21 protein-coding genes are annotated in these 23,805 nt (G+C 37.0%); 12 read left to right on the top strand and 9 right to left on the bottom strand.

Annotated features, from left to right (window positions below; translation table 11 throughout):
* Positions 1 to 362: 362 nt before the first annotated feature.
* The 4 genes from MW688_RS22320 to sbcD form a co-directional block, all read right to left on the bottom strand.
* On the bottom strand, positions 363 to 635 hold the full coding sequence (locus tag MW688_RS22320) for a DUF1816 domain-containing protein (RefSeq protein WP_486738219.1): 273 nt from the start codon (positions 633 to 635) through the stop codon (positions 363 to 365).
* Between the two features lie 116 nt (positions 636 to 751).
* Positions 752 to 1,633, bottom strand: coding sequence for a 23S rRNA (guanosine(2251)-2'-O)-methyltransferase RlmB (rlmB, locus tag MW688_RS22315; RefSeq protein ID WP_486738218.1), 882 nt, complete (start codon positions 1,631 to 1,633; stop codon positions 752 to 754).
* A 3-nt stretch (positions 1,634 to 1,636) separates the two neighbouring features.
* On the bottom strand, positions 1,637 to 2,929 hold the full coding sequence (serS, locus tag MW688_RS22310; protein ID WP_486738217.1) for a serine--tRNA ligase: 1,293 nt from the start codon (positions 2,927 to 2,929) through the stop codon (positions 1,637 to 1,639).
* A 22-nt stretch (positions 2,930 to 2,951) separates the two neighbouring features.
* Entirely contained in the window at positions 2,952 to 4,235 is a 1,284-nt protein-coding gene (gene sbcD / locus MW688_RS22305; protein WP_486738216.1) for an exonuclease subunit SbcD, read from the bottom strand.
* Between the two features lie 28 nt (positions 4,236 to 4,263).
* Between sbcD and MW688_RS22300 the strand changes: the two genes are divergently transcribed.
* Positions 4,264 to 4,563 (top strand): glutaredoxin family protein, encoded by a 300-nt coding sequence (locus MW688_RS22300; protein WP_486738215.1) that lies wholly within the window; start codon positions 4,264 to 4,266, stop codon positions 4,561 to 4,563.
* On the opposite strand, the gene MW688_RS22295 is transcribed toward MW688_RS22300, so the two are convergent.
* On the bottom strand, positions 4,558 to 4,818 hold the full coding sequence (locus MW688_RS22295) for a hypothetical protein (RefSeq protein WP_486738214.1): 261 nt from the start codon (positions 4,816 to 4,818) through the stop codon (positions 4,558 to 4,560). The genes MW688_RS22300 and MW688_RS22295 overlap by 6 nt on opposite strands.
* Positions 4,819 to 5,331: 513 nt before the next feature.
* On the opposite strand from MW688_RS22295, the gene MW688_RS22290 reads away from it, so the two are divergent.
* Together MW688_RS22290 and MW688_RS22285 are read left to right on the top strand one after the other, a co-directional pair.
* On the top strand, positions 5,332 to 5,709 hold the full coding sequence (locus MW688_RS22290; RefSeq protein ID WP_486738213.1) for a hypothetical protein: 378 nt from the start codon (positions 5,332 to 5,334) through the stop codon (positions 5,707 to 5,709).
* A 12-nt stretch (positions 5,710 to 5,721) separates the two neighbouring features.
* The gene (locus tag MW688_RS22285; RefSeq protein ID WP_486738212.1) at positions 5,722 to 6,618 is read left to right on the top strand and encodes an AEC family transporter; all 897 of its coding nucleotides are present in this window, start codon (positions 5,722 to 5,724) and stop codon (positions 6,616 to 6,618) included.
* 4 nt (positions 6,619 to 6,622) lie between these two features.
* Here MW688_RS22285 and MW688_RS22280 read toward each other — a convergent pair whose 3' ends face one another.
* A complete protein-coding gene (locus MW688_RS22280) occupies positions 6,623 to 7,045 on the bottom strand; it encodes a GNAT family N-acetyltransferase (protein WP_486738211.1) in 423 nt (140 codons plus the stop codon).
* A gap of 221 nt (positions 7,046 to 7,266) precedes the next feature.
* On the opposite strand from MW688_RS22280, the gene MW688_RS22275 reads away from it, so the two are divergent.
* Entirely contained in the window at positions 7,267 to 9,534 is a 2,268-nt protein-coding gene (locus tag MW688_RS22275) for a hypothetical protein (protein ID WP_486738210.1), read from the top strand.
* A 750-nt stretch (positions 9,535 to 10,284) separates the two neighbouring features.
* Here the strand turns inward: MW688_RS22275 and petJ are convergent.
* Positions 10,285 to 10,608, bottom strand: coding sequence for a cytochrome c6 PetJ (petJ, locus tag MW688_RS22270; protein ID WP_486738209.1), 324 nt, complete (start codon positions 10,606 to 10,608; stop codon positions 10,285 to 10,287).
* Between the two features lie 210 nt (positions 10,609 to 10,818).
* Between petJ and MW688_RS22265 the strand changes: the two genes are divergently transcribed.
* From MW688_RS22265 to MW688_RS22230, 8 genes are all read left to right on the top strand, one after another.
* Positions 10,819 to 11,580 carry an N-acetylmuramoyl-L-alanine amidase gene (locus MW688_RS22265; protein WP_486738208.1) on the top strand — a complete coding sequence of 254 codons (762 nt, stop codon included), beginning with the start codon at positions 10,819 to 10,821 and terminating at the stop codon, positions 11,578 to 11,580.
* Between the two features lie 169 nt (positions 11,581 to 11,749).
* Positions 11,750 to 12,346 carry a class I SAM-dependent DNA methyltransferase gene (locus tag MW688_RS22260; protein WP_486738207.1) on the top strand — a complete coding sequence of 199 codons (597 nt, stop codon included), beginning with the start codon at positions 11,750 to 11,752 and terminating at the stop codon, positions 12,344 to 12,346.
* Positions 12,347 to 12,708: 362 nt separating this feature from the next.
* On the top strand, positions 12,709 to 14,160 hold the full coding sequence (gltX, locus tag MW688_RS22255; protein ID WP_486738206.1) for a glutamate--tRNA ligase: 1,452 nt from the start codon (positions 12,709 to 12,711) through the stop codon (positions 14,158 to 14,160).
* A 21-nt stretch (positions 14,161 to 14,181) separates the two neighbouring features.
* A complete protein-coding gene (locus MW688_RS22250; RefSeq protein ID WP_486738205.1) occupies positions 14,182 to 15,471 on the top strand; it encodes a homoserine dehydrogenase in 1,290 nt (429 codons plus the stop codon).
* Between the two features lie 14 nt (positions 15,472 to 15,485).
* Positions 15,486 to 16,346, top strand: a complete 861-nt coding sequence (locus MW688_RS22245) for a LysM peptidoglycan-binding domain-containing M23 family metallopeptidase (RefSeq protein ID WP_486738204.1) — start codon at positions 15,486 to 15,488, stop codon at positions 16,344 to 16,346.
* Positions 16,347 to 16,367: 21 nt separating this feature from the next.
* Entirely contained in the window at positions 16,368 to 17,255 is an 888-nt protein-coding gene (locus tag MW688_RS22240) for an MBL fold metallo-hydrolase (protein WP_486738203.1), read from the top strand.
* A 470-nt stretch (positions 17,256 to 17,725) separates the two neighbouring features.
* A complete protein-coding gene (locus tag MW688_RS22235; protein ID WP_486738202.1) occupies positions 17,726 to 18,142 on the top strand; it encodes a XisH family protein in 417 nt (138 codons plus the stop codon).
* Positions 18,130 to 18,465 (top strand): element excision factor XisI family protein, encoded by a 336-nt coding sequence (locus tag MW688_RS22230; RefSeq protein WP_486738201.1) that lies wholly within the window; start codon positions 18,130 to 18,132, stop codon positions 18,463 to 18,465. Before MW688_RS22235 ends, MW688_RS22230 begins: the two co-directional genes overlap by 13 nt.
* Positions 18,466 to 18,834: 369 nt before the next feature.
* Here the strand turns inward: MW688_RS22230 and MW688_RS22225 are convergent, their stop codons facing one another.
* Together MW688_RS22225 and MW688_RS22220 are read right to left on the bottom strand one after the other, a co-directional pair.
* Positions 18,835 to 20,469, bottom strand: coding sequence for a hypothetical protein (locus tag MW688_RS22225; RefSeq protein ID WP_486738200.1), 1,635 nt, complete (start codon positions 20,467 to 20,469; stop codon positions 18,835 to 18,837).
* 103 nt (positions 20,470 to 20,572) lie between these two features.
* Positions 20,573 to 23,674, bottom strand: a complete 3,102-nt coding sequence (locus MW688_RS22220) for a WGR domain-containing protein (RefSeq protein ID WP_486738199.1) — start codon at positions 23,672 to 23,674, stop codon at positions 20,573 to 20,575.
* Positions 23,675 to 23,805: the final 131 nt, after the last annotated feature.

Raw genomic sequence — 23,805 nt, 5'->3', positions numbered from 1 at the left:
TTTTTGAGATTTTGTCTAAGAAATTAATGTATAGTAATATACATTTTATCCACAACTTAAGTAATTTTACTTAAAATTTCTCCCCCTCTCCCCTGCTCCCCCTCTCCCCCTCTCCCCTGCTATACAAGGGTTTCAGAGTTGCTTATAAAGGACAGCGCAATTTCGGGGGGCTTTTGATGATAACTGTAAACATCTATTTGCGAGCTTGCTATAAATGTAAATATAGTCACAAAACTGAAAAACGCTGTAGCTATTTTTATTAACAAAAAAAGCTTACTGTCAGAGCAATTAGATAGACAGTAAGCATGAGAAAAATATTAATAATTAAACTGTAAATTAATAGTATCAGTTGTTAAAAACAATCAAGTAAAATTAGCAACTATTTTATTAGTTTTTTTTACCTCGTATTCATCGAAAACAGTTAAATTACCAGGTTTACAGCGCTTAACAGAAACGGTAATTCCTTGAGCACCTTCGTTTTTAAGATCTTCTAAATAACCATTGACTGAAGCTTCAGCATCGCTTGTCCCTAAAAAAGGTCCAAAGTAATAAGTACATTTAGGGTCGTCAGTAGTAATTTCTACCCAATAAGCCAATCCTAAAAAATTAAAAATTTCAATCAAGAACTCTTTCATTGTTATCTCCTGTTTAATTGTGAATCATTGTTAAAAAAGTTTGACAGTTTTGATATTTATCTACTTGTTTACTGTTATACAACCTATTTTTCTTTTTGCAAAGTACTTTGAGATATTTATTTTAGCTCTAGCTTCTCGCTTCGGCGTTGACGATAAATTTCGTAAAGGGCGATCGCTGTAGCTACAGAGGCATTAAGACTAGGAGTTTTACCTGCTAGGGGTATAGAAACGAGTACATCACAGGAGCGTTGAGTCATTAAACTTAGACCATCTCCTTCTGCACCTATTACTAATCCTATCGGTCCTTGGCTATCAAAATTGTCTAATACTTTACTATTTCCTGATACAGTGCCATAAAGCCAAAACCCGGCTTCTTTCAGTTTTTCCATGGCGCGAGATAGGTTAACCACCCTAGCTACTGGTAAATATTCTAAAGCTCCTGCGGCAGCTTTAACTACACCAGAAGTGATCCCCACCGCGCGTCTTTGGGGAATAATAATTCCTTGAGCGCCTAAAGCTTCTGTAGTTCTGATAATTGCGCCTAAATTATGGGGATCTTGAATACTATCGAGAATTACTATGACTGGTGCCTCGCTACTTGCCTTAGCTTGAGTAATCAAATCATCTAACTCTATATAAGTATAGGGAGAAATTTGAGCGGCAATACCTTGATGGTTAGCGTTGTTGGTAATTTGGGACAGACGACGCATATCTACTTCATCTATGACGGTGCCATTGGCTTTAGCTTGCATGATGAGAGAATAGAAACGCGAATCATAGTGTAATTTAGCTGTTACCCAAATGCGATTTATTTGGCGATCGCTCTCTAGAATAGATAAAACCGGATGACGACCATAGATTATATCTATATCTTGATCTTGCTCTTGGTCTTCTGGTTTTTTCCGTTCAACTTTTGGCACTGTTGCTAATTTTGGTTTAGCTTGTGCTGGATATTTTAAATTAGGTTTTCTTGATTTGTAGTTAGGTTTTTGATTCATAAGTTATAAATATTCTTTTTTAAGATAATCTTGTAGCACTTCAGGAACTTTAACCCTTCCATCAGGTTGTTGATAGTTTTCTAGGATAGCTGACATAGTTCTCCCTACAGCCAAACCCGAGCCATTAAGAGTATGTACAAATTCAGTTCCTTTTTTACCTGTCTGTTTGTAGCGAATATTAGCTCGTCTAGCTTGAAAATCTTTACAGTTAGAACAACTAGATATTTCGCGATACTTATCAACAGAAGGCATCCATACCTCTAGATCATAACATTTAGCAGCACTAAACCCTAAATCTCCGGTACATAATTCTAACACTCGGTAAGGTAATTTTAAAGCTTCTAAAATAGCACAAGCATCCTTAACCATTTGTTGATGTTCAGCCTCTGAAGTATCTGGCTTAACAATCTTAACTAACTCTACTTTATTAAATTGGTGCAATCTAATTAAACCGCGAGTATCTTTACCATAGCTTCCGGCTTCTCTACGAAAACAGGGGGTATAAGCACAGTGATTAATGGGTAATTGTGCTTCTGTCAAGATCTCCTCCCGATAGAGATTAGTCAGGGGAACTTCAGCAGTAGGAGTTAACCACAAATCATCATCGGCACATTTAAAACTTTCTGCTGCAAATTTCGGTAATTGTCCAGTCCCTGTTAAACTTTGGGTATTAACTAGTACTGGGGGCATTACTTCTACATAGCCGGCGGCGATTTGCCTATCTAGCATAAAATTAATTAAAGCCCTCTCTAAAGCAGCGCCGTCACCTACTAAATTAACAAAGCGACTTTGAGCAATTTTCACAGCCCGTTCAAATTCTAAAATTCCTAATTTTTCTCCTATTTCCCAGTGAGATAGTAGCTTATCTGTTTTTGGTTTATATTCATCCCCCCAGATTCTAATTTCTACATTGTCGGCTTCACTGGCACCTAGAGGAGTAGATTCACTAGGGAGATTGGGCAGTTGTTGGATAAATTCGGTTATTTCAGCTTTCAAAAGTTTTTCTTGAGGTTCTAATTCACCTATTTGGTTTTTTATTTGATTACCTTCGGCTTTTAGTTCCAAAATTTCGCTACTTTCAGGATTGGCACCACTTTTCATTTTTTGACCAATTAGTTTGCCAATCTCATTACTACGAGATTGTAGTTGGGATCGCTGAGTTTCTAATTCTAGTTGTTGTTTATCAAGAGTAAATAGGGTAGTTAGGTCAAATTCTTGATTTTTATGAGGATTACGCCGATTTAAACTTGCTTGTATGGCTTCAGGGTTGTTTCTAATTTGCTTAATATCTAACACTAGTTTTGATACTCCATAATTTCTAGAGCAATTTTAATTGTTTTTGAGCCTTTAGTAAGGTATTTTTCCAATCTATTTCTTCTTCCTCTCCATCTAGAAGTTGTTTTGCTGTTGCCAGCATTTCTGTGGCAATGTCTTGAAGATGTTCTTGATTTTCAATATACTTATTCAAAGCTTCTAGGGGATCTAAACTATTGCCTACGCTAAATTCAGGAATACGTGGTGCAGACATTGGTGAGATTAATTCTGGAGAAACAATTGATTGATGGGCTGAGGCTAGAGCTTCTCTGAGGTTACTGAGATAGATTTGATCTACTTGTTCGGGGTTTAGTTGATAAATTAATCTAACTACTTTGTCGGTGACAGACTTTTTGGCGATCTCCTCTATTATTTTTGCTTCTGGTTGATTTGATTTAGATACATCTACTTTAATTGTACAAAATTCCCTAGCTGGTAGAGGGCAAAATTCCCATATTGCTTTGCCTTTTTCTAGTTCAACAAATACATAGCCTTTGGTTTCTTTTTCTTCGGAAAAATCAACTCTTTCTATACTGCCTGGGTAAATTACTGGGGGATCGTTACTAGGATTAAGATTTTGATGTTTATGAACATGTCCTAAAGCTACATAGTCTATTTCTGGTCGTATCAGTAAAGACATGGGCACAGTAAAGCCTTTTCCCACGGCTAAAAATCTTTCGGCGCCAATATTTGCCCTATCTGCCATCAGATGTCCTAGTAAAACTGTGGGAATTTCGGGATCAAGACTACGTACTTGGGCTTCTAAAATTAGTTGTAGCTTTTTAATCAGTAGTTTTTCAACTTCTGATAAAGATAAGCCTTCGGTTTCTTCCCGACTCATCAACACACCATGATTTTGCCAAGGGAGAGTGATTATTTGTATCTCCCCATTAGCCGTGGTGAGACGATGGGTACCAATTTTTTCTCCCACAATAAATCCTGGTACTGCTAATGTTCTATATATAGATAGACTTGCTCCCCCACCCCCTCCAGAATGTTGATCGTGGTTACCCACCAGTAAGACTGTGGGTATATTTGCATCTGCTAAACGTCTAAATTGACTAGCAAAAGCTTCGTGTATGTATGGAGGAGGTGTGGCATCGGGAAAAGCATCACCGCCAAATAAAACTAAGTCTACTGGTTCGGCGATCGCCCTATCGATACACATACTCAATGTTTTACTAAAATCTTCTAGACGAGTATTAACCCTCGTTTCTGGATTAATTTTTCCATGGGAGAATCCACTCCCTATATGGGTATCTGATAGATGTAAGATTTTAATAGTCATAAAAAATTTTTTGTACCTAGTTAGCTCTATGTCTCAGCAAATTGATTTAATTTTATATAGTAAACCAGGCTGCCATCTCTGTGAGGGTTTAGAGGAAAAGTTAGAGGCTATTAACTCTCTCAATCTTCATTTAGAGGTTCGCGATATTACTACTCAACCTCAGTGGTTTAACCTTTATCAATACTCAATTCCCGTGCTTTGTTTTCACTACCAAGGAAACGAATATTCTCTCCCACGTTTTTCTCCCCGTACTTCTGTAGACAAAATTGCGGAAATTATTGCACAAAAATACAGTATTCTTTGTGAGTCAACCCCAAAAGAACTATAAATTATTTTTTTGTAAAATCTCCAGAAGTAGCTGACTAAAACTTTCATCACCTATGCGTTGTAGGGCATCTTGCAGAATTCTGGGATCTAATTCGGTCTGTTTACATGGTACTAATAACACCAAATGAGCAATCAGTTGTTGTAAATCTTCGTGGATTTTTTGGCGTTTAGATTCGAGTAATTTGACAGTACGACGTACGGAGCGTTCCCTACGTAACTCAGCCGCTAAAGCATCTGGCTGGGAGTAATCAGACATAATTTAAGTTTCCCTGATTATTTCTGTTGTCTATAATTTAAACTCATCTTTCCTATAAGTTGGGGCTATTATTAAGGGAAAGTAAAATATATCAAGATTTTAATAAAAAAGTATATAAAAGTTCACAACAGTCGCGCTGAAATCTATCTCAGGTACCATAACTCAGATCTTGCATCTTTATCCAAAGTTACTTGTGATGGTTAAGTAATGAGTTTTGAAGTTTTGAAGTTTTGAAGTCATGAGTAAGAAGTAATGAGTAAGAAGTGATGAGTAATGAGTTTTGAAGTAATGAGTAACGAGTAAGAAGTCTTGAAGTTTTGAAGTCTTGGAGTTAAAGAATTAATGCGATCGCGCTTTAAAATTGGTTGACCGAGTGCAAGATCTTAGGAAATACGAGAAATGAACTTTTTCTGAGGTTAATTTAGTACATAAGTACTGGTGGAAGATGTGGATTGATCCTGATGAGAATCATTAGTTAACATATATTAATTAACTCAAAATAAGTTTTTTAATATGCTATTAGATTTAATTCCCTGGAGAATTTCTCTAGACACAGTAACAATCGCCGCCTGCTGTATTTGGGCATTAGCTCTATATCTGGGTTTGGCTTCTTTTAAAGAGTGGATTACAGAGCAATTATATCGCTGGTTCAACTTTGCTGAACGCTTTATGTACACTTCTGTTCAAGAATTTGAGAAAACAAGAGTGGCGCGAGAATCCCAAAATGCTTTTTATGCTTCTCTGTTTAGCATCATGCCTTTTTTAGCTTTGGGTATTGCTTTTAACTACGCTGTTGAATATAGTTTAGGTAGAAGTTGGGGCCTCAGCTTAGCTATGCTTGCTTGTGTAGCTTCTGCTGTCTATGATTTGGGGCGCCGCAATACACAATAACTAAAATTTACTATGTTAGCTTTTCTCCCGGCGATCGCCCCTGTAGCTTTAATCATACTAATTGGGTATATAGCTCATAAGTTATTAAAGGATATAGAAACTAAGAGTTTATCTCAAATTACTGTTTATATTCTCGCTCCGGCTTTGGTAGCTGACAGTCTCTATAAAACAGATGTTTCAGTAAAAAGTATCACAGGACTAGTAATAGGGTTTGTGGTTACATCTTCAATAATATACATGTTAGCGAAGTTGTGCGGGAGAATTATAAAATTGTCTCCAAATTTGAAGACTAGTTTGGTGGCAACAAGTTTGTTTCCGAATAATGGTAATTTAGGTTTATCAGTAATTACTTTTGCCTTTGGGGAAATAGGTTTAGAAAGAGCAGTTATTTATTTAATTGCTTCTAGTATATTAACTTTTGGCTTAGGACCAGCTTTACTAGCAGGTAATGGGTTAGGGTATGGATTGCGTTTAACCTGGAAATTACCGTTGTTTTGGGCGATAGTTTTAGGTTTAACTTGGCGTTTACTGGGGTTATCTTTACCGTTTAATCTGCAAAAGGGTATTGAAATTCTGGGAGGAGCTGCTATTCCAGTTGCTTTAATTATTTTAGGGATGCAGTTAGCTGTAACTACTTTTACCCTGAAAAAAAATGAGTTGATTGGTGTATTTTTGCGTTTAATTGTGGCCCCAGCTATTGCTTTAGCTATGGGTTATCTTCTCAAGTTAGAAGCTATTGATTTACAGGTTTTAGTTATACAAAGTGCGATGCCTACGGCAGTTAATACAGTGGTTTTGGTCTCAGAATTTGGAGGAGATATACCATGGGCAGCAAGGGCGATTGTCGTTTCAACTTTAGCTAGTTTTTTTACTTTGCCTGTATGGTTACTGATTGTTAACTCAATTTAATTAGTTAGACAAAAAATATCATCTTTACATGGAGAATTCCTGCCTCATAAAAAGGTTCTCCTACTACTTGAAAACCTAACTTTTTATAGAAATGTTGAATATAAACTTGAGCATTAATAATAACTTGTGCTTGAGATTCACAAAGAGAAAGGGCTTTTTGCATTAATAGGGTAGCGATCCCCTGACCACGGGCTTCTGGTAATACAGCGAGGCGCTCAATTTTAGCGGTTTGAGCATCTAACAGACGAATTCTGGTAGTGCCGACCGGAATACCATCTAGATAAGCTAGGAGATGTTGGGCATCTGAGTCATAACCATCAAATTCTAACTCTTCGGGTACGTTTTGTTCTTGTTGAAATACACGAGACCGTATATGTTTAAGGGGGGTTTGATAATCTGAGTAATTAACTATTGATATTGAGATCATGGTCTGATTGTGCGATCGCCTGTTTGGTTTTGTTTCTATTAAATGAACTTTTTTCCAGATAAATTAATACTTTTGTTCTAGTGCAAGATGTGAGTAATAACAAAAAAACTTGACTCTCAAGTAAAAAAATATATTATATAGATAAGAATTTTAAATATTCTAACATTATAACTAAAAAGTTATGAAAGTCACTAATCAAATTACTGTGAAATTGATAAAAAATGTCAAATATAACTAACCTTAAGCAAAGGCAAATAAATACTTTAAGAACTATCCTAACGTCATTTAAAAATGATCTGACTAACACTTCTACAGAACGAATAGAAACACTAGAAACAATTATTAATAATCTAGAACAAGATTTAAGTGATAGTCAGCGAAGACAAAGCAGAAGAACTCTCAGCTCTTTTCAATCAACTCAAGTAGAAGATATAGGTATTGATAATACTAACAGTACAGTTGAGACAGATGATGATAATGATGTGATCAGGGGCACCGCTAGTGCAGTAGCAGAAGGAATTCAACAGTCAGCTTTTGCTACAGGAATTGAGAATTTTCAAGGAATGTTTGCAACTAGAGGTGGTAACGACAAAATAGTTGGAAAAGCTGAGACTAAAATCGAAAATTCTGAAGCTGAGCAGGTAGACAGTACTACTGTGGGAATTAATAATACTCAAGGTATACTGACAACTGAAGATGGTAATGATCAAGTCAAGGGCGAAGCTGTAGCTATAGCCACAAAAAAAGGAGATTCTTCTTTTCTATTTAATTTTCCCTTTGCTACAGGAATTATCAATTCTCAAGAGATTATCACAGGTGATGGTGATGATCTGGTTATAGGAAGATCTCAAGTTTTAGGTGAAGGTGAGGATATTTTTGGTGTTGCCGTAGGAATTGATGATACTCAAGGTTCAATTGAGACGGGTGATGGTTATGATGAAGTTATAGGAAGAAGTGAAATTACCTTAAAAGGTGATGCAGCTAATGCTATAGCTTTGGGAATCGATATTTTTGAAGGTTTTTTTAGAAGCAGAGAAGCTTTAATTGACAATAGTTCTGGTAATCTGACTATTACAGCAACTGCTCAAGCTACTGCTGAAAGTACAGATGGATTAGCGGAAGCCTTGGCAAGAGGGTTGCAAAATTTCTTTGGGCTCTCACAAGTTCGTACTAGTGACGGCAATGATCTGATTAGGGGAAGAGGTGAAGCTATAGCTAAAAGTACCAATGACTCTGCTGATTCCCTAACGGCCGGTATTTTTAACTTTGGCAATATAATCACGGGAATAGGTGATGATTTAGTAGACGGTAAAAGCGAAGCGGTAGCTATAGCTAATTTGAATGCTGTTGCTTCGGCAATAGGAATCAACAATAATGCCAACAATAATAGCACTGGAAAGATTGCTACTGGTGAGGGGAATGACACTATTAGGGCAACAGCTGATGCTACAGCAAATAATTCCTCAGCCATTGGTATTTTTGGTTCTGGCGAAATCAAAACTGAAGATGGTAATGACATAATTAGGGCAAGAGCTAATGCTGAGGGAAGTAACGCAGAAGCGATCGCTATCCAAAGAGCAAAAATTTATCTAGGGGATGGCAATGATACAATCACAGCTCAAGCTATTGGCACTGGAGTTAAGCTTGGTGTTGAAGATGTATTTATTGATGGAGGTAGTGGTCAAGATATCTTGGCTATTCAAAACGGCACAGGTACAATTATCGGAGGTTCAGACGAAGATGATCAGATTATTTTAGAAGGTTCTGCCTATGACTATACTTTTACAGAGCTTCCCTCTTTATCTTCAGGAGTCTCTATTACCAATAGTGCCAACTCCACAAATTTAACAGTCAGTGAAGTAGAGATATTTGTATTTGGTGAGGGTAACTCAAAGGAAAGTTTTACCTTTGCCCAGATATTTCAACTTAATGCCCTAAGAAATAAAGTTATCTTAAAATTTGGGCAAATACCTAACCAACTGCAAACAGCAGCTTTTATTGATGGAGAATTAGTTGGCACAGCAACGGGAGCTCAAAATGAAATAGTACCTAGTGTACTCCCTTTTGAGATCTTTGCTTTAGATAGTGAAGATTCTGGTCCTCGAAGAAGTAATCGTGTCGATAGAACTTGGTTTGACCAAAAGCAAGGAATTGGTATTGTAGATGGAGATGATAGAACTCGTGCTACGAAAAAAACAGTTGATGGCGATGAAATTCTGGGAATTGCAGTTACTGATTTTAACGCATTAGCAGCAGATTTGGAGTTGTTTAAAGTTAATAGCACAGATGGAGCTGAAATTAAAGTAGAAGCTTTACTTGAGGGAAATTCAGTTCACTCGGAAATCTTTTCTCTAGGTGAAGGATTAATTAGAAAACAAATGCTCAACTTTTTTAGTGAAAATCCCTTCGATACTTTGCATATTTCCGCTAATGATGCAGATACAACTTTTAACTTCAAAGAAGTTACACTAAGTGCTTTCAATGTATGAAAAACAAAAGTTAAGTGTCACAAATAGCAAACTATAGTTAATTTGTGGGGAGTTCATCAAAAACACACCTCCCCATCACCTATGCTTGATAAGGAACTCGCCAAACCTTTGTATAGCTCCAGGGCTGTTTCGTTCTTGACAAAGAAAATGGTGAGGAGGAGCAGGGAGCACCGGAGCACGGGAGCTTCAACAGAGGGGATTTTTTGCTAATAATAAATCACCTTTTTTCTAATAATAGCTAAAAAGAGCGTCAACTTTTGTGGTGTCTAGCTTCTAGCTTACGACAAAATTTTAGAACGAAACAGCCCTGGTATAGCTCCAGGGCTGTTTCATTCTTGACAAAGAAAATGGTGAGGAGGAGCAGGGAGCACCGGAGCACGGGAGCTTCAACAGAGGGGATTTTTTGCTAATAATAAATCACCTTTTTTCTAATAATAGCTAAAAAGAGCGTCAACTTTTGTGGTGTCTAGCTTCTAGCTTACGACAAAATTTTAGAACGAAACAGCCCTGGGTATAGCTCCGGGAGAGGGGGAGAAATTTTAAGTAAAATTACTTAATTTGTGGATAAAATGTATATTACTATACATTAATTTCTTAGACAAAATCTCAAAAAGCACAAACCCACAAGTTGCGGCTTTTGTCAAGTTTTATGTTAAGAAAGATGTTTATTTCAGGATAGCCCCATCACAAGGCTATCCTGAAATAAACTCTAAAAGAGTTTGGGAATAGATTATGCTTATTTACTGAGAATTACCAACCTTGTTCTGCCTTATTCAGTATATATTCAGCTACATCTTGAATTTGAGTATCATCTAGACGATTTGCAAATGCAGGCATAGCATTTTTACCATGAATAATTTGATAAGTAATAGCATCCAAAGAGTTCATACCATATTTTTCCAAGGCTTCCTTCTTCAAGGTTTTAGCACCATTTATTACATTTAAACCCCCAGCGTGGCAGGCAGCACAATTAGCACTAAACACTTTAGCACCATTATTTATATCAGCCAAACTATTGCCCATACCAATAGTTAAAGTAAAGATAACAGCCAAAACTACAATTAATTGTTTCATTGACAAGTGTTCTCCTGAAATTGCTTATCTAAGCTTCAATATTGGTAAAAATAGAGATAAATGTCAAAAGACACAGTGTCAAAGAATTTCTGGATCTTTTGGCATTTATATAGAGGATGATGTGATGATTACAAAATATTAAGCTTAGTGTAACCATATCCAAATTTTGATATGATTACGCCAGATATTTGAGTAAATATAAAATTAATTATGAAATTTGGGATTGATATGGGACATAACTGTCCCCCTCATGATATCGGTGCTTCTGGTATTAAACAAGAAGACGACTTAAATAAAGATGTTGGTACTCGTCTGATGGGTAAATTATCTTCAGCAGGTCATAGTGTTATTAATTGTACTCCTTCTGCTGCTTCAAGTTTAACTGACTCTTTGAGACAAAGAGTTAATAAAGCAAATTCAGAAAGAGTTGATATTTTTGTATCTATTCACTTTAACGCTTTCAAACCCACGCATCTAGCTATGGGGTCAGAAATTTTTGCTATAAGTAATGCGGCGAAAGGCATTGCCGGTAAAGTGTTAGATGAAATCGTGAAACTAGGTTTTAAAAATAGAGGTGTAAAAAGTAGAAACTTTTTTGTGATCAAAAATACTTTCATGCCAGCAATTCTAGTTGAGTGTTGTTTTGTTGATTCAGTAGCAGATATGGCGTTGTTTAATGCTGAAGAAATGGCAGAAGCAATTAAAATAGGTTTAATCGGGGAAGAAAAAATTGAGAATCCAGAACCTGAACCTGCTACTTTAAAAATTACTACACCAACTCTGCTTAAGCCTTCAACTTTACAATCTTCTGATTTACCTCAAGACACTTTGGTTAATATCGATGTGGGAAGTTACCCTGTGTTGGATTTCCAATTAGAAGAAGGGCATTATTATGTAAAATGGCCTGATAAAACCAAAGCAGGACGAGATGAGCATTTTATTTTTGCACAACATGGTGAGATTGTAGAATAGAGTACAATTTCTCACTGAAGCGATCGCTATCCAAGGAGCAAAAATTTATCTAGGGGATTGCCATAATACAATCATAGCTCAAGCTATTGGCACAGGAGTTAAGCTTGGTGTTGAAGATATAGTGAGGTAGTTTACACCCAAAACGTAAAATTTTCTAACAATAGTAATTATGTCAACTAAAATTCAAGCTGAAGAGTTCTATGATAACTTTGCTGAGAAATATGATGCTACCTTTAAAAATCCCAGATTTAATGGTCAACACATTAAAGAAATTGGCAAGATTTTTTATAAGTACCATCGAAATGCTCAAGGCACTGTTCTCGACATTGGTTGTGGAACTGGATTGTTAAAAGATTTACTTAATGAAGCTTTAGACTACACTGGCATTGATCTTTCTGGAAATATGCTTCACTATGCTGCTAAACGAGGCTACAAAACAATTCATGAACCTATGGAAAATGCTCTGAGTAAAATTCCAGATTCCTCATACGATTTTGTCTTTGCTCTAAGTTGCTTACTATTAGTTGAAAATATTTCCCAAATCTTAAATGACATTAATAGAATTGCTCGTCAAGCAATTTTTCTGAGTATTGAGCAACTTCCAGAAGAGCAAATTAAAAAGGGTCCTGTTGCATCCTATGATCACTCATGGGTTACTATTTCAGATTTTTTTTTGAAACCTAAAGAAGATTACCTGATTCAAGGTTGGACTTCTCCTACAACAGGTATTGACATACAAACGAGAATAATTTATATCTCGAAATAAGCCAAGATCTGGTTCACGCCGGATGAGAGTGCCTTTATGTTGACTAAAAAATCAATTAGAGCAGGGTTTTTTTCTGGACAAAATAAAAAGGATTATCATTAGCTTCATTCTCAAGCTTGCAGAAAATTTTCACTAATTTTATTAACGATCTCGTGGGAGATCCGCTTCGCGGTGCGCCCCTTAGGATACAAAGATTATAGAGAATTAACCATAAACTCAGACCAAAGCACCTTTGCCAAAAGATGCTTTGGTGTGAGTAGAAAAGGCTTACGCCTGTAGAATCTCCCAAAAAAAACGCAGAAAAGCTTAAAATAAAAAGTTGGACTAGTAACTAAGTAGTTGAGAAAAAAATAAAAATATTTATGAACGTTAGAGTTAGAATAGCACCAAGTCCTACAGGAAATTTACATATAGGTACAGCAAGAACAGCAGTATTTAACTGGCTATTTGCCCATCATCACCAAGGGAAATTTATATTAAGAATAGAAGATACAGATACAGAGCGATCGCGCGATGAATACACAGAAAATATTAAATCTGGTTTACAGTGGCTAGGATTAAACTGGGATGAAGGACCTTATTTTCAGTCCGAAAGACTAGATTTATACCGCCAAGGAATCCAAACCCTCCTAGACAAAGGTTTAGCCTATAGATGCTATTGCACTACAGAAGAACTAGAACAGATGCGGGAAAAACAAAAACAGAGAAACCAAGCTCCCCGCTACGACAATCGCCACCGAAACTTAACACCAGAAGAAGAGGCTAAATTCATAGCAGAAGGAAGAAAACCAGTAATTCGCTTTAAAATCGACGATGAAGAGACAATTATTTGGCAAGACCAAATTAGGGGACAAGTTACCTGGAAAGGCAGCGACCTCGGTGGAGATATGGTAATTGCTAGGCAACCAGAAAACGAAGGTGAAACTTTTGGTCAACCCCTCTACAACCTAGCAGTGGTAATAGATGATATTGACATGAAAATCACCCACGTGATTAGAGGAGAAGACCACATAGCCAATACAGCCAAGCAAATTCTCCTGTATCAAGCCTTTGATGCTACAGTTCCTATCTTTGCCCATACTCCCCTAATTCTCAATACTGAAGGACGAAAACTCTCTAAACGCGACGGTGTTACCTCCATAGATGACTTTAAAAATATGGGTTTTATCTCCGAAGCTATGGTTAACTATATGACTCTTTTGGGATGGACTCCCCACGACTCAACCCAAGAAATATTTACTCTAGATGATGCCGCTAAAGAATTTACTCTAGATAGAGTGAACAAAGCTGGGGCTAAATTCGATTGGGCTAAACTAGATTGGTTAAATAGTCAATATTTGCACAAGTTACCCCCAGAAAAACTAGTTGATTTATTGATACCCTACTGGGAAAATGCTGGTTATCAGATAGATGTAGAGGGGAATAAAGCTTGGTTACTACAATTAACAGCCCTAATCGGTCCAAGTCTTACCCGTCTGTCTAATGCCGTAGCAGAAAGTAGCTTGTTGTTTGGGGAAAATCTCTCACCAGATGCAGAAACTCTAGAATTTCTCGGCCAAACAGAAGTTAAAACAGTAATAACAGAAGTATTAACTAATCTCCCAGAAGCAGGGACTCTCACGGAAGAAACAGCCAAAGAAATTATTAAACAAATTAGTAAGAAGTTGAAAGTAAAAAAAGGTTTAGTAATGCGTTCTCTACGCGCTGGCTTGATGGGCAAATTACATGGACCTGATTTGACACAATCTTGGTTACTACTCAATCAAAAAGGATTAGATCAAATTCGCTTACAACAAGCACAAGATTATCAATAAGTTAAGTTTAGGAAAATCATAGTGGTATATAAAATTGGATTACTAGGAATGGGTACCGTAGGCAGTGGGACAGCCTCAATTATTCTTAATCCCCAAGGACGGCACCCCTTGTTACAAGAAATTACAATCGCCCAAGTAGGAGTACGATCTTTACATAAAAAAAGAGAGATAGATCTGCCTAAAGAACTAATGACAACTGATTTAGAAGCAATTGTCACAGATCCGGATATAGATATCGTAGTGGAATTATTGGGAGGATTAGAACCAGCGCGATCGCTCATTCTTAAAGCTATTGCCTCTGGTAAACACGTAGTAACCGCTAACAAAGCCGTAATCGCCCGTTACGGAGACGAAATTTATACCGCCGCTAATCAAGCTAAAGTATATGTACTTATCGAAGGGGCAGTGGGAGGAGGTATTCCCGTAATTGAACCCTTGAAACAGTCTTTAGGCGCCAATCGCATCGAAAGTGTGATGGGAATCGTCAACGGCACTACCAACTATATTCTTACCCAAATGAGTCAAGTGGGGGCAAAATATAGTGAAGTCCTTGCCGAAGCCCAAAACTTAGGCTATGCAGAAGCAGACCCCACGGCAGATGTAGAGGGTTTAGATGCCGCAGACAAAATTAGTATTCTCGCTTCTCTAGCCTTTAATAGTCGTGTGAAACGAGACCAAGTTTACACAGAAGGAATTTCTAAAATAGACTTGATTGACCTAAACTATGCAGAAGAACTCGGATTTGTAATCAAACTGCTGGCGATCGCCAAAAAAAGCGATTCACAAAAGTTAGAAATGCGCGTTCATCCCACCTTAGTACCTCAAGATCATCCCCTAGCAAGTATTAACGATGTTTACAATGCGATTTTAATTCAAGGAGATCCCATTGGACAAGTAATGTTTTTTGGCCCTGGTGCTGGTGCTGGTCCTACAGCCAGTGCCGTAGTATCAGACATTATGAATATAGTAGGGGTGCTCAAAAGCAGTGGAAAAACCGATATTTTAGACCCCCTATTAAGTTGTTCTCACCAAGAATACCGCGAAGTTACGGGGATAGAATCTATACAAACCAGATTTTATGCGCGTTTTCTCAGTGAAGATTTACCAGGAGTAATTGGAGAAGTGGGTACCTGTTTTGGTAAATATCGTGTTAGCTTAGAATCAATAGTTCAAATTGGATTTCAAGATAAGTTAGCTGAGATTGTCGTAATTACCCATCAAGTTAAAGAAGGAAATTTTCGACAAGCCCTCGCAGAAATTCAACAAAGTACTTCTATAGTTAGTATTCCCAGTGTATTAAGAGTTTTGTAAAAAGTTTATTTACAATGTTGAAATGGCTGCTATACCTTCTGATAACTAGCGTGGCGATCGCCAATAGCTCTGTCAAAGGACAGGTTCCTCAAGATCATCAAAATGTAGCTCCTTTGTGTCCAGAACCAATTCTCTCTCGTCTGCAAGAACACACAGTGACTGGTGGAGAATCTATTCAAACTATAGCTGCCCAATATAACCTAACTCCCCGGAGTATCGAACAAAATAATCCCACTTTAAACACTGATACTCCCCCAGAAGGAACAATATTAATTATTCCACCTATTAACGGTGTAGTTGTAGAAGTCCCCCCCCAAGCAACTTGGCAAGACTTAGCCTCAGCCTACGGGGTAGGGGCTGATTTACTCTTTGAAATCAACGGATGTCAACCCTTAGGGAAGCAAGTGTTTATTCCTGGTGTAATTTGGCAAGTAAAAGACCCCACCGCCGTAGATAACTACACTGGTTTGAGGGGTTATCCTCTCCCCACTGATGCTACTGTGGGTTTAGCTTATGGTTGGCAAGATGAGAAAACAGAGGGTAATGGTTTATTTCATAGTGGGATGGATTTACTAGCTGAGTCTGGTACCCCTGTACTTGCCGCTGAATCAGGTCAAGTAGTCTTTGTCGGTCAAGAGGGGAATTACGGCAATTTAATCGTGATCAATCACTCTGGCGGTAGACAAACTCGGTATGCCCATTTAGCTACAATAGAAGTTGAGGCGGGACAAGAAGTTAACTTAGGAGATAGATTAGGAACTGTTGGCACAACTGGATTACCAGATTTAAAAGCTCCTCACTTGCATTTTGAAGTGCGCTATCGAACTTCTATGGGTTGGATAGCCCAAGATCCCAGCATTCATTTTCAAAGATAATAAAAAATCATAAATTTAATCATGGCAACATTACAAAAACGCCGCAAAGAAAATATTGACGGCAACTTCTACGTAGACGAAACTTGTATCAACTGCGATACCTGCCGCTGGATGGCACCTTCTATTTTTAGGCAAGTAGGAGAGAAATCCGTAGTCTATCAGCAACCATCAGCAGATAAACAAGAGTTAAAGGCTTTACAAGCTTTGTTAGCTTGTCCAACAGCATCGATTGGTACAGTTAATAAACCTACTAAAATTAAATCAGCCCAAACTAGCTTCCCAATTCCTATCGCTCTTAATGTTTATCATTGTGGTTATCACTCCGCTAATTCCTATGGCGCCGCTAGTTATCTAATTCAAAGACCTGAAGGTAATATATTAGTTGATTCTCCCCGCTTTACACCACCTTTAGTCAAAGAGATAGAAGCAATGGGAGGAATTAAATACCTCTATCTTACTCATCAAGACGATGTAGCGGATCATGATAAGTATCAGAAACATTTTGGTTGTCAAAGAATTCTTCACGAAGATGATTTAACCAAAGCTACAGCAGGAGTGGAAATTAAATTATCTGGATTGGAACCTTTTACTCTAGAATCAGATCTATTGATTATTCCTGTACCAGGTCACACGAAAGGACATACGGTGCTACTCTATAATAACCAATTTCTGTTTACTGGCGATCATTTAGCCTGGTCTCCTCAATTAGGTCATTTATTCGCCTTTCGCCATGTTTGTTGGTACTCTTGGTCAGAATTGTATAAATCTATGGAGAAACTCTCTAATTATTCTTTTGAATGGGTTCTACCTGGACATGGACGCCGCTTTCATGGCAGCAAAGATACTGTTAAAACTCAAATGCAGCAATGTCTTGAATGGATGAAGAGTAAAACAACAATATTAAACTAAAGCTCTCGCACGAGACCGCACCTTGTAGGTTGGGTTGAGATCAGATCTTGCATCTTTACCCAAAGTTACTGGTTGTGGATGAATAGTGAGTTTTGAAGTAATGAGTTTTGAAGTAATGAGTTTGAAGTCTTGAAGTGAAAGAAGTTTTGAAGCAGCATTAGTAGGGTGTGTTAGGGCGCAGCCCGTAACGCACCAAACATGAGTTTTGAAGTAATGAGTTTTGAAGTCTTGAAGTAATGAGTTAAAGAATTAATGCTAAACACTTAAAAATTGGTTGACACTCAAGGCGTATTCAGTATTTTTATTTTAAATATACAAACTCAAAATTAAAAACCTTTTTAACGTTTATTTAGGGCTACCTACTTAATAAATTTTGGTAGTATAATAAGAGGAGAAGCGTTGAAAGAACAAACAACTTTTAAGTGAAAGACTGTCAAACTGAATTCTGATCAAAACTATCAGAGATAAATATGCCAGCTAAAGATATCTACCATAATTGCGTAAAAACTGCTCTAATCAAAGATAGTTGGACAATTACCAATGACCCCCTTAGTTTAAAATGGGGTAAAAAGGATTTATATGTTGACTTAGGAGCAGAACAACTGATCGCCGCTGAGAAAGCCAAAACTAAAATTGCAGTGGAAATCAAAAGTTTTACTGGTTTATCAGAAATGAATGAGCTTGAAAAAGCAGTTGGTCAGTATATTGTATACCATGATGTACTTGCTCAAGTTGAACCAGAGCGAAAACTTTACTTAGCTGTTCCTCAAGAGGTAGCCACTGGACTGTTTGAAGAACCTATAGGAGAACTATTGTTAAAAAATAACCGTGTTTGTCTTTTAATTTTTGATTCTAGAACGGAGGTTATTGTGAAATGGATACCTTAGCTCAAGATAGGCAGATTATTGAAAAAATTATAAGTGATTATGCGGATATTCCCTATGCCCATGGGGACATTAAACGCCATCGCATATTTGATCGCGATCGCGATCACTATTTGTTAATGATTGTGGGCTGGGAAGATATTCGTCAAGTCCATGGGTGTATAATCCATATAGAAATTATTGATGGGAAAATTTGGATTCATCGTGATGGTACAGAAGATGGAGTGGCCAGAGATCTTTTAGATGCAGGTATTCCGAAAGAGCGTATTGTGTTGGGATTTAAGTCTCCTGGAGTGAGGAAATATACCGGTTTGGCGATCGCCTAATTGGTAACTATATACAACTCAAAAGTTTCACTAGTTCACCTTTGTTACACTACCGATAAAGAGTCAGTTCGTTTTATGCGCACTGAGCTTCACTTCTCCTTAGGTAAAGATCTCATATCACTCGCACCAGAACTTATGTACTAAATTAACCTCAGAAAAAGTTCATTTCTCTTGACCCTAAGATCTTACAAAGGTCAAGCAATTTTTAAGCGTTGAGCATTAATTCTTTAACTCATTACTTAAAGACGTAAAGACTTCAAGACTTCTTACTCATTACTCATTACTCATTACTCATTACTCAACCACAACCAGTAACTCTGGGTAAAGATGCAAGATCTGAGAAGATGCGAGGGTCTGAGTCAACCCAACTTACAAACTTCTGCTATGTTTCATTTTCAGGGCCAGAATATGTTCACAAGGTCCTTTATATAGTTTGTTTTGTTTGTGCCAATAACAATTGCACTCTGCTTGGATCATTCGTTGGTCGGCATCAATGGTTAATGATGTGTTATGAGTTTTATGCTTATCGGTGACTTCTCCTTGTAAAGTATATGCTTCTGTATTGTCTGTAGTAAAATGTGAGATGGTAACTTGATTATCTGATAAAAAGCGAGTTGCTTTAGCTTCTCTTTCATTGGCAAAACGTAGTTTATCCATTGGTAGGGGTTCGCGAGTTAGTTCTCGAATACGATATACTTTTTTGTTAAGGTCGTAAATTGCTCTACCTGCTTGAGTATATGCTCCCAATGCCCCTAAAATTACTCCAGGATTCATGTTGAGACGTTTTGCTAAATCCTCAGGGTTTTCCGCCCATTTTTCTTTGAGGGAATTGAAAATATACTGTTTTGTCCAACGATCTATTTCAGTACGAGATGCCATCAAATCAAAGTTTCCCGAATTAGACCAGTCATTAGCGGTCCATCCCGATAACCCAAGAGTAAAAGACATATCTCCTAAATCGGCAATATAAAAAGAAGGCATTCCTGTACCCAATAGGTGAACTGTAAATTTTTTAGCGATAGGAATTAAACGTTCTAAGATGTGGATACGACGGCGACCCCAAATTCTAATTTCTTGTTCTTCTTTTCCTGTATAAGGCGATCTCCCACAGATTAATTCAATATTCCAAGGCTCAAAGATTACTTTTATGGGTTGACCTGGGGTTAGGTGGTAACGCATCCCGCGAGGACCTTTTTTTTCTTGATGACGTCGCAGAATCAAGCAGATATTATGGATATCCATTGGGTGTAGGTCAAACTCGATTGTGGGTAAAGACATTGCTGAACTTACCTGTAGGAATCCTCTTACCCAGCTATCAGGCAGGTCGATTTTGACTTCTTTAAATGATTCTTCATGGCTGGTTTCTACTTCAAAACCAGAAGGATCAATGGTGAATTGGGTGGTTTTACAACTACGGATTTTTTGAAATTCATTATACAAGGCGGCGGAGTAATCAATGTTGGTAGTACCGCAGGCAAATTCTTTGATGTTTTGGAATACTTCGTAACTTGCGCCAAGTCTACCATAGGTTGATTCGTCCTGACTAAAGCACTCGAAGAACACCTCGTCTGGATGAACAGTGATAACCGGGTCGAATACATACCACCTCTTTTGATAGAGATAGTCGTAGTATTGTCTTTGGGCTATGTAAAAAGATTTCTTTTTTTCATCACTGATTCTTTGCAGTTGGCTTAGTTCTTCTTCAAGGGTTGTTATTTTCTCTCTTACTTCTTGTTGTAAATATACTACTCCTAGCTGCAACTCAAGGTCATCTTGTTGGGCTCGCCATTGTTTATAGGCTTCTCTATTTTTGGGTTTGAAGCGCAAATCTGATACTACCACATGATGTAACGCGCTTATAGCTTCACGGAAGTTAATGTTTTGTCTTAGTTCACCGATAAAGTAAGTAGGTTGTCGTTGGATGTCCGGTGCAAAGAACATCTGAGTATTATAATTGGTTTGTTGAATGGTGGTGTTGTTTGTATATGTGTAATTAAATTTCATAGTTGTTTTTTCCTGTTGTTAATAAATCTTTTTTTTGTGAATCACGGAGAGAGAAGATATATTTGATGATTGCCTTTTTACAGCGAGAAAGAATTTTTATCCTTCAACACCTCGCTTCCATTACTTCCTTAAGCTGAATAGGCATTTCGATGTCAGGATATTGCTTCTTAATTTTTAACATGATTTGAATTGCTTGTGCTTTATCAGCGATCGCCATAGTGACGGATTGTCTGGTCAATATTTCGGCTACGATTGTTGCTGCCATTTTATTTTTGTTGGCCTCTTTTTCCAAAAACTGGAAAATTCTTTTTTTCGCGATCCTACCCTTATTTACTCCTGATAAAACCGTTACAAAATAAGGCACTAATTGTTTCAGTTGTTCTTGATTATCCACTACATAAGTTTCTAGATAATTGGTGGCAAACATCTGCATGTCTGCACTGGGATGTTCGCTAAATTGCAACAGATATTCTTGTCGGTATTCTTGTTTAAAATTACTGATAACGATATCTCTCCCAAAACGACGTACATCTGCTTCGGTACTATTACAAACCTCAATCATTATCTTAGGTGTCCAATCCTGATTATTGAGCTTATTAAATAATGATTGAGCAAATTTTTGAGAATCTTCCCATTTTGCTTCTAACATTTTCACTGCTGAAAGCATTTCATCTTCCTCAGTACGAATGCTATCTAATTTTAATTCCATCATTTGCCATGCTGCTCGACGGATAGCTACAATTTCATGGTTGGCAAATTCAACTAATTGATTAGCTCTAAATTCCCCCCACCAAGAATTACTCTTTGCTTGTAAGATAATACCCCCAAATTCTTGTGCTACAGATGATTTAGAGCGTATCAAACTCATCGTTTTTTCTAAAGGAACGCTAGTTATCCAATTAGGTATCTTTGGAGAACGTAAGATTTCCCCTAAATCTTTGTGTACTCCTTCGTGTCTTTCTGGTTCAGTCAACAAATCTATAAAGTCTATTGCTATTTCATAACCAAATTCAGGATGATTTTGGGCTAAACGTTCGATTACAGGACGTATGGTTTTACGAATATCTGCACTTGAATTAACTGCCATAGCAATTATAAAAATGCGCTCTTTCATTAGTTTTTCGTCGGGTAATTGTTGCCAAATTCTGATTCCGACATTAGCTACTGACTCGTATGGAGAAGATAATAAAAACTCAATTAAGTCTGATGATAATTCGGTAGCTGGAGTTTCATGATTGAGTAATATGTTTGCCCCTAACACTTGTCTTTCTGGTAGAGGGTTGTTTAATAATTCTAAAATTACCTTGAATCCTAATTTTCTTAGTTGAGGAGCAAAATCCCATAACAAAGTTTCGCTGATTTCTTTGACAATCTCCACTTGAGTATCATCAAAATCTAACAATGCCGTCATGATACGAACTACTAATACCTCTGCTGTTGATTCGTTTAAAATTGAGGTATTCAATAATTTGCGACCAAAAGCACGGGTATCTGGTTGTAAGCTAGTTATTAAACCCCCAATAAGCACACTAGAACCTAAAAAGTACTCTTTTCTTCCTTCAATCCATTGATATGCTTGTTGTCTGGCATCCCTGACAATACAGTTAGCCATAGCTAATACTAAATCACAATTTGGTGATTGGGGATTATATTTCTTATAAGCATAATCAAAAGCAAATTTTGCGGTTATTTCGTAAGTTGTACTTAACAGTTTAATTAAAGTAAGAATATCTAAACCTTCACAATATTCTTGATTTTCTAGAATCCCTCTAACAGCAAACTCTTGTACAGCTAAGCATTTACTTTCTAATAAGAGTTTTAATAAAGCCGAGGGTTGTTGATTCCATAATTCAGGAAATGCTTCTTCTCTGACTTTGGGCATAGAATCCCCTGGTTTGTATTCTCCCTGGCAACGCCAACCTTCAGCATCTCCTCTATATTCATAACGAGGGCTATTTTCGTAGAGAATATGATTTAAAATGATGAAACTCGCATATTTATCCCATTGAATATGATAAGAATAAGTATGGTACATGTAAGTTTCTGGATTATACTCTTTTCTAACACCACTAGATTCTTTAACTATTTTCCCATCGCTATCTTGATAGTTTAATAAAACACCCGTTGCTAATTTTACATAATTAGATTCGTTTTCTTCTCCTAAAGTTTTTAATGTACGCCACACCCTTTTTCTTAAGTATTCCCGGGTTTGTTTGCTATAGGCTAATTTTGACTGTGGACTTTTAATTTCCTCTTGACTTAATTCAATATAATCCCCATTTGCAAGACGAACACGGTTATTCATATTGTCATAGTTTCCCTCTTGTTTATCAAAGCGATAAGCTAAAATTCCAAATATTTCCCCATCGCAGCGATATTCAGCCATCTTGAAAATATGACGTAATTGTTTAAAGTAGTTAGGTTGTAATGGGGCTTCTTTTACTATTTTTAAGACTGTCGGACGAATATACTCATTATCAATCTGATAAAGTGTGTCGATAACTTTAAATCTTTTGTAATCTTTGGTATTTAAATAAGTTTGTAACGCAGCTTCAAAACTTTTGGCTGAACCATTTTCAGCCAAATCCCTCAACCCTAAAGGAAGTTCGGTTATTTTCTGCGATCTCATTTTTTCGCGTTCTTTTTCATCAGATAAAGAATACAATGCTTCCCAAACAATACGATTAATATGTTCTGGTTGAGTTTCGTCTTTAATTAATTTCATTAACGCAGAAATAGCATTTTTATCTCCACATTTACCTAAAGCCCAAGCAATACAATAATTTCTTAATGGTTTTCCTCTCTCCATTAAGTTAATTAATAATGGTACTGCTTCTTTTATCTTTAGTTCTCCTGCACGCCAAATTGCTATATCTAGAGGCCATTTTTTTTCCTGTTCTTTTGGAGCATTTCCTTGGGCCAAACGATTGATAATGGCAATAATAGCTGGATTTCGCGGATTTTCACTGGTAAAACGGTAACCTTTCTTGATCTTATCTATAATTAGCTTATCCAAAATTTTTTCTGCTTTGGCTAGAGATACAGATTGAACGGTTTTACTTCCTTCTTTTAAGTTCTTACCTGGTCTTCCATAGCGAAAGTTAACTATATACTTATCTTCAGAAATTTGACATAAATCCACTTCATAAATTTTATCAGAATTGCCGACTTGATCATGCAGCGTCACTCTTTTTGCTAATTTCATTATATATTACTACAATCTTTGTATTATTAAGTTTTATACTAATGGGTTGTCTGCTTTGGGGCGGACAATCCTCATCCTCAACACCGCGTAGCATACTAAGATGGGGTAGTTGAAGAGTTTAGCTATATTTT

This window comes from Johannesbaptistia floridana, assembly GCF_057440575.1.
The sequence above is the reverse complement of the archived record's forward strand: the minus strand, read 5'-3'. Positions and strand labels throughout refer to the sequence as shown.

Excerpts from the sequence above, each read along its gene's own strand:
- MW688_RS22280 (WP_486738211.1), bottom strand. The coding sequence starts at position 7,045 with ATGATCTCAATATCAATAGTTAATTACTCAGATTATCAAACCCCCCTT.
- sbcD (WP_486738216.1), bottom strand. The coding sequence starts at position 4,235 with ATGACTATTAAAATCTTACATCTATCAGATACCCATATAGGGAGTGGA.
- MW688_RS22230 (WP_486738201.1), top strand. The coding sequence starts at position 18,130 with ATGGATACCTTAGCTCAAGATAGGCAGATTATTGAAAAAATTATAAGT.
- MW688_RS22265 (WP_486738208.1), top strand. The coding sequence starts at position 10,819 with ATGAAATTTGGGATTGATATGGGACATAACTGTCCCCCTCATGATATC.
- MW688_RS22290 (WP_486738213.1), top strand. The coding sequence starts at position 5,332 with ATGCTATTAGATTTAATTCCCTGGAGAATTTCTCTAGACACAGTAACA.
- MW688_RS22300 (WP_486738215.1), top strand. The coding sequence starts at position 4,264 with ATGTCTCAGCAAATTGATTTAATTTTATATAGTAAACCAGGCTGCCAT.
- rlmB (WP_486738218.1), bottom strand. The coding sequence starts at position 1,633 with ATGAATCAAAAACCTAACTACAAATCAAGAAAACCTAATTTAAAATAT.
- gltX (WP_486738206.1), top strand. The coding sequence starts at position 12,709 with ATGAACGTTAGAGTTAGAATAGCACCAAGTCCTACAGGAAATTTACAT.
- MW688_RS22320 (WP_486738219.1), bottom strand. The coding sequence starts at position 635 with ATGAAAGAGTTCTTGATTGAAATTTTTAATTTTTTAGGATTGGCTTAT.
- MW688_RS22235 (WP_486738202.1), top strand. The coding sequence starts at position 17,726 with ATGCCAGCTAAAGATATCTACCATAATTGCGTAAAAACTGCTCTAATC.
- MW688_RS22220 (WP_486738199.1), bottom strand. The coding sequence starts at position 23,674 with ATGAAATTAGCAAAAAGAGTGACGCTGCATGATCAAGTCGGCAATTCT.
- petJ (WP_486738209.1), bottom strand. The coding sequence starts at position 10,608 with ATGAAACAATTAATTGTAGTTTTGGCTGTTATCTTTACTTTAACTATT.
- MW688_RS22240 (WP_486738203.1), top strand. The coding sequence starts at position 16,368 with ATGGCAACATTACAAAAACGCCGCAAAGAAAATATTGACGGCAACTTC.
- MW688_RS22225 (WP_486738200.1), bottom strand. The coding sequence starts at position 20,469 with ATGAAATTTAATTACACATATACAAACAACACCACCATTCAACAAACC.
- MW688_RS22295 (WP_486738214.1), bottom strand. The coding sequence starts at position 4,818 with ATGTCTGATTACTCCCAGCCAGATGCTTTAGCGGCTGAGTTACGTAGG.
- MW688_RS22260 (WP_486738207.1), top strand. The coding sequence starts at position 11,750 with ATGTCAACTAAAATTCAAGCTGAAGAGTTCTATGATAACTTTGCTGAG.
- MW688_RS22285 (WP_486738212.1), top strand. The coding sequence starts at position 5,722 with ATGTTAGCTTTTCTCCCGGCGATCGCCCCTGTAGCTTTAATCATACTA.
- MW688_RS22275 (WP_486738210.1), top strand. The coding sequence starts at position 7,267 with ATGTCAAATATAACTAACCTTAAGCAAAGGCAAATAAATACTTTAAGA.
- MW688_RS22245 (WP_486738204.1), top strand. The coding sequence starts at position 15,486 with ATGTTGAAATGGCTGCTATACCTTCTGATAACTAGCGTGGCGATCGCC.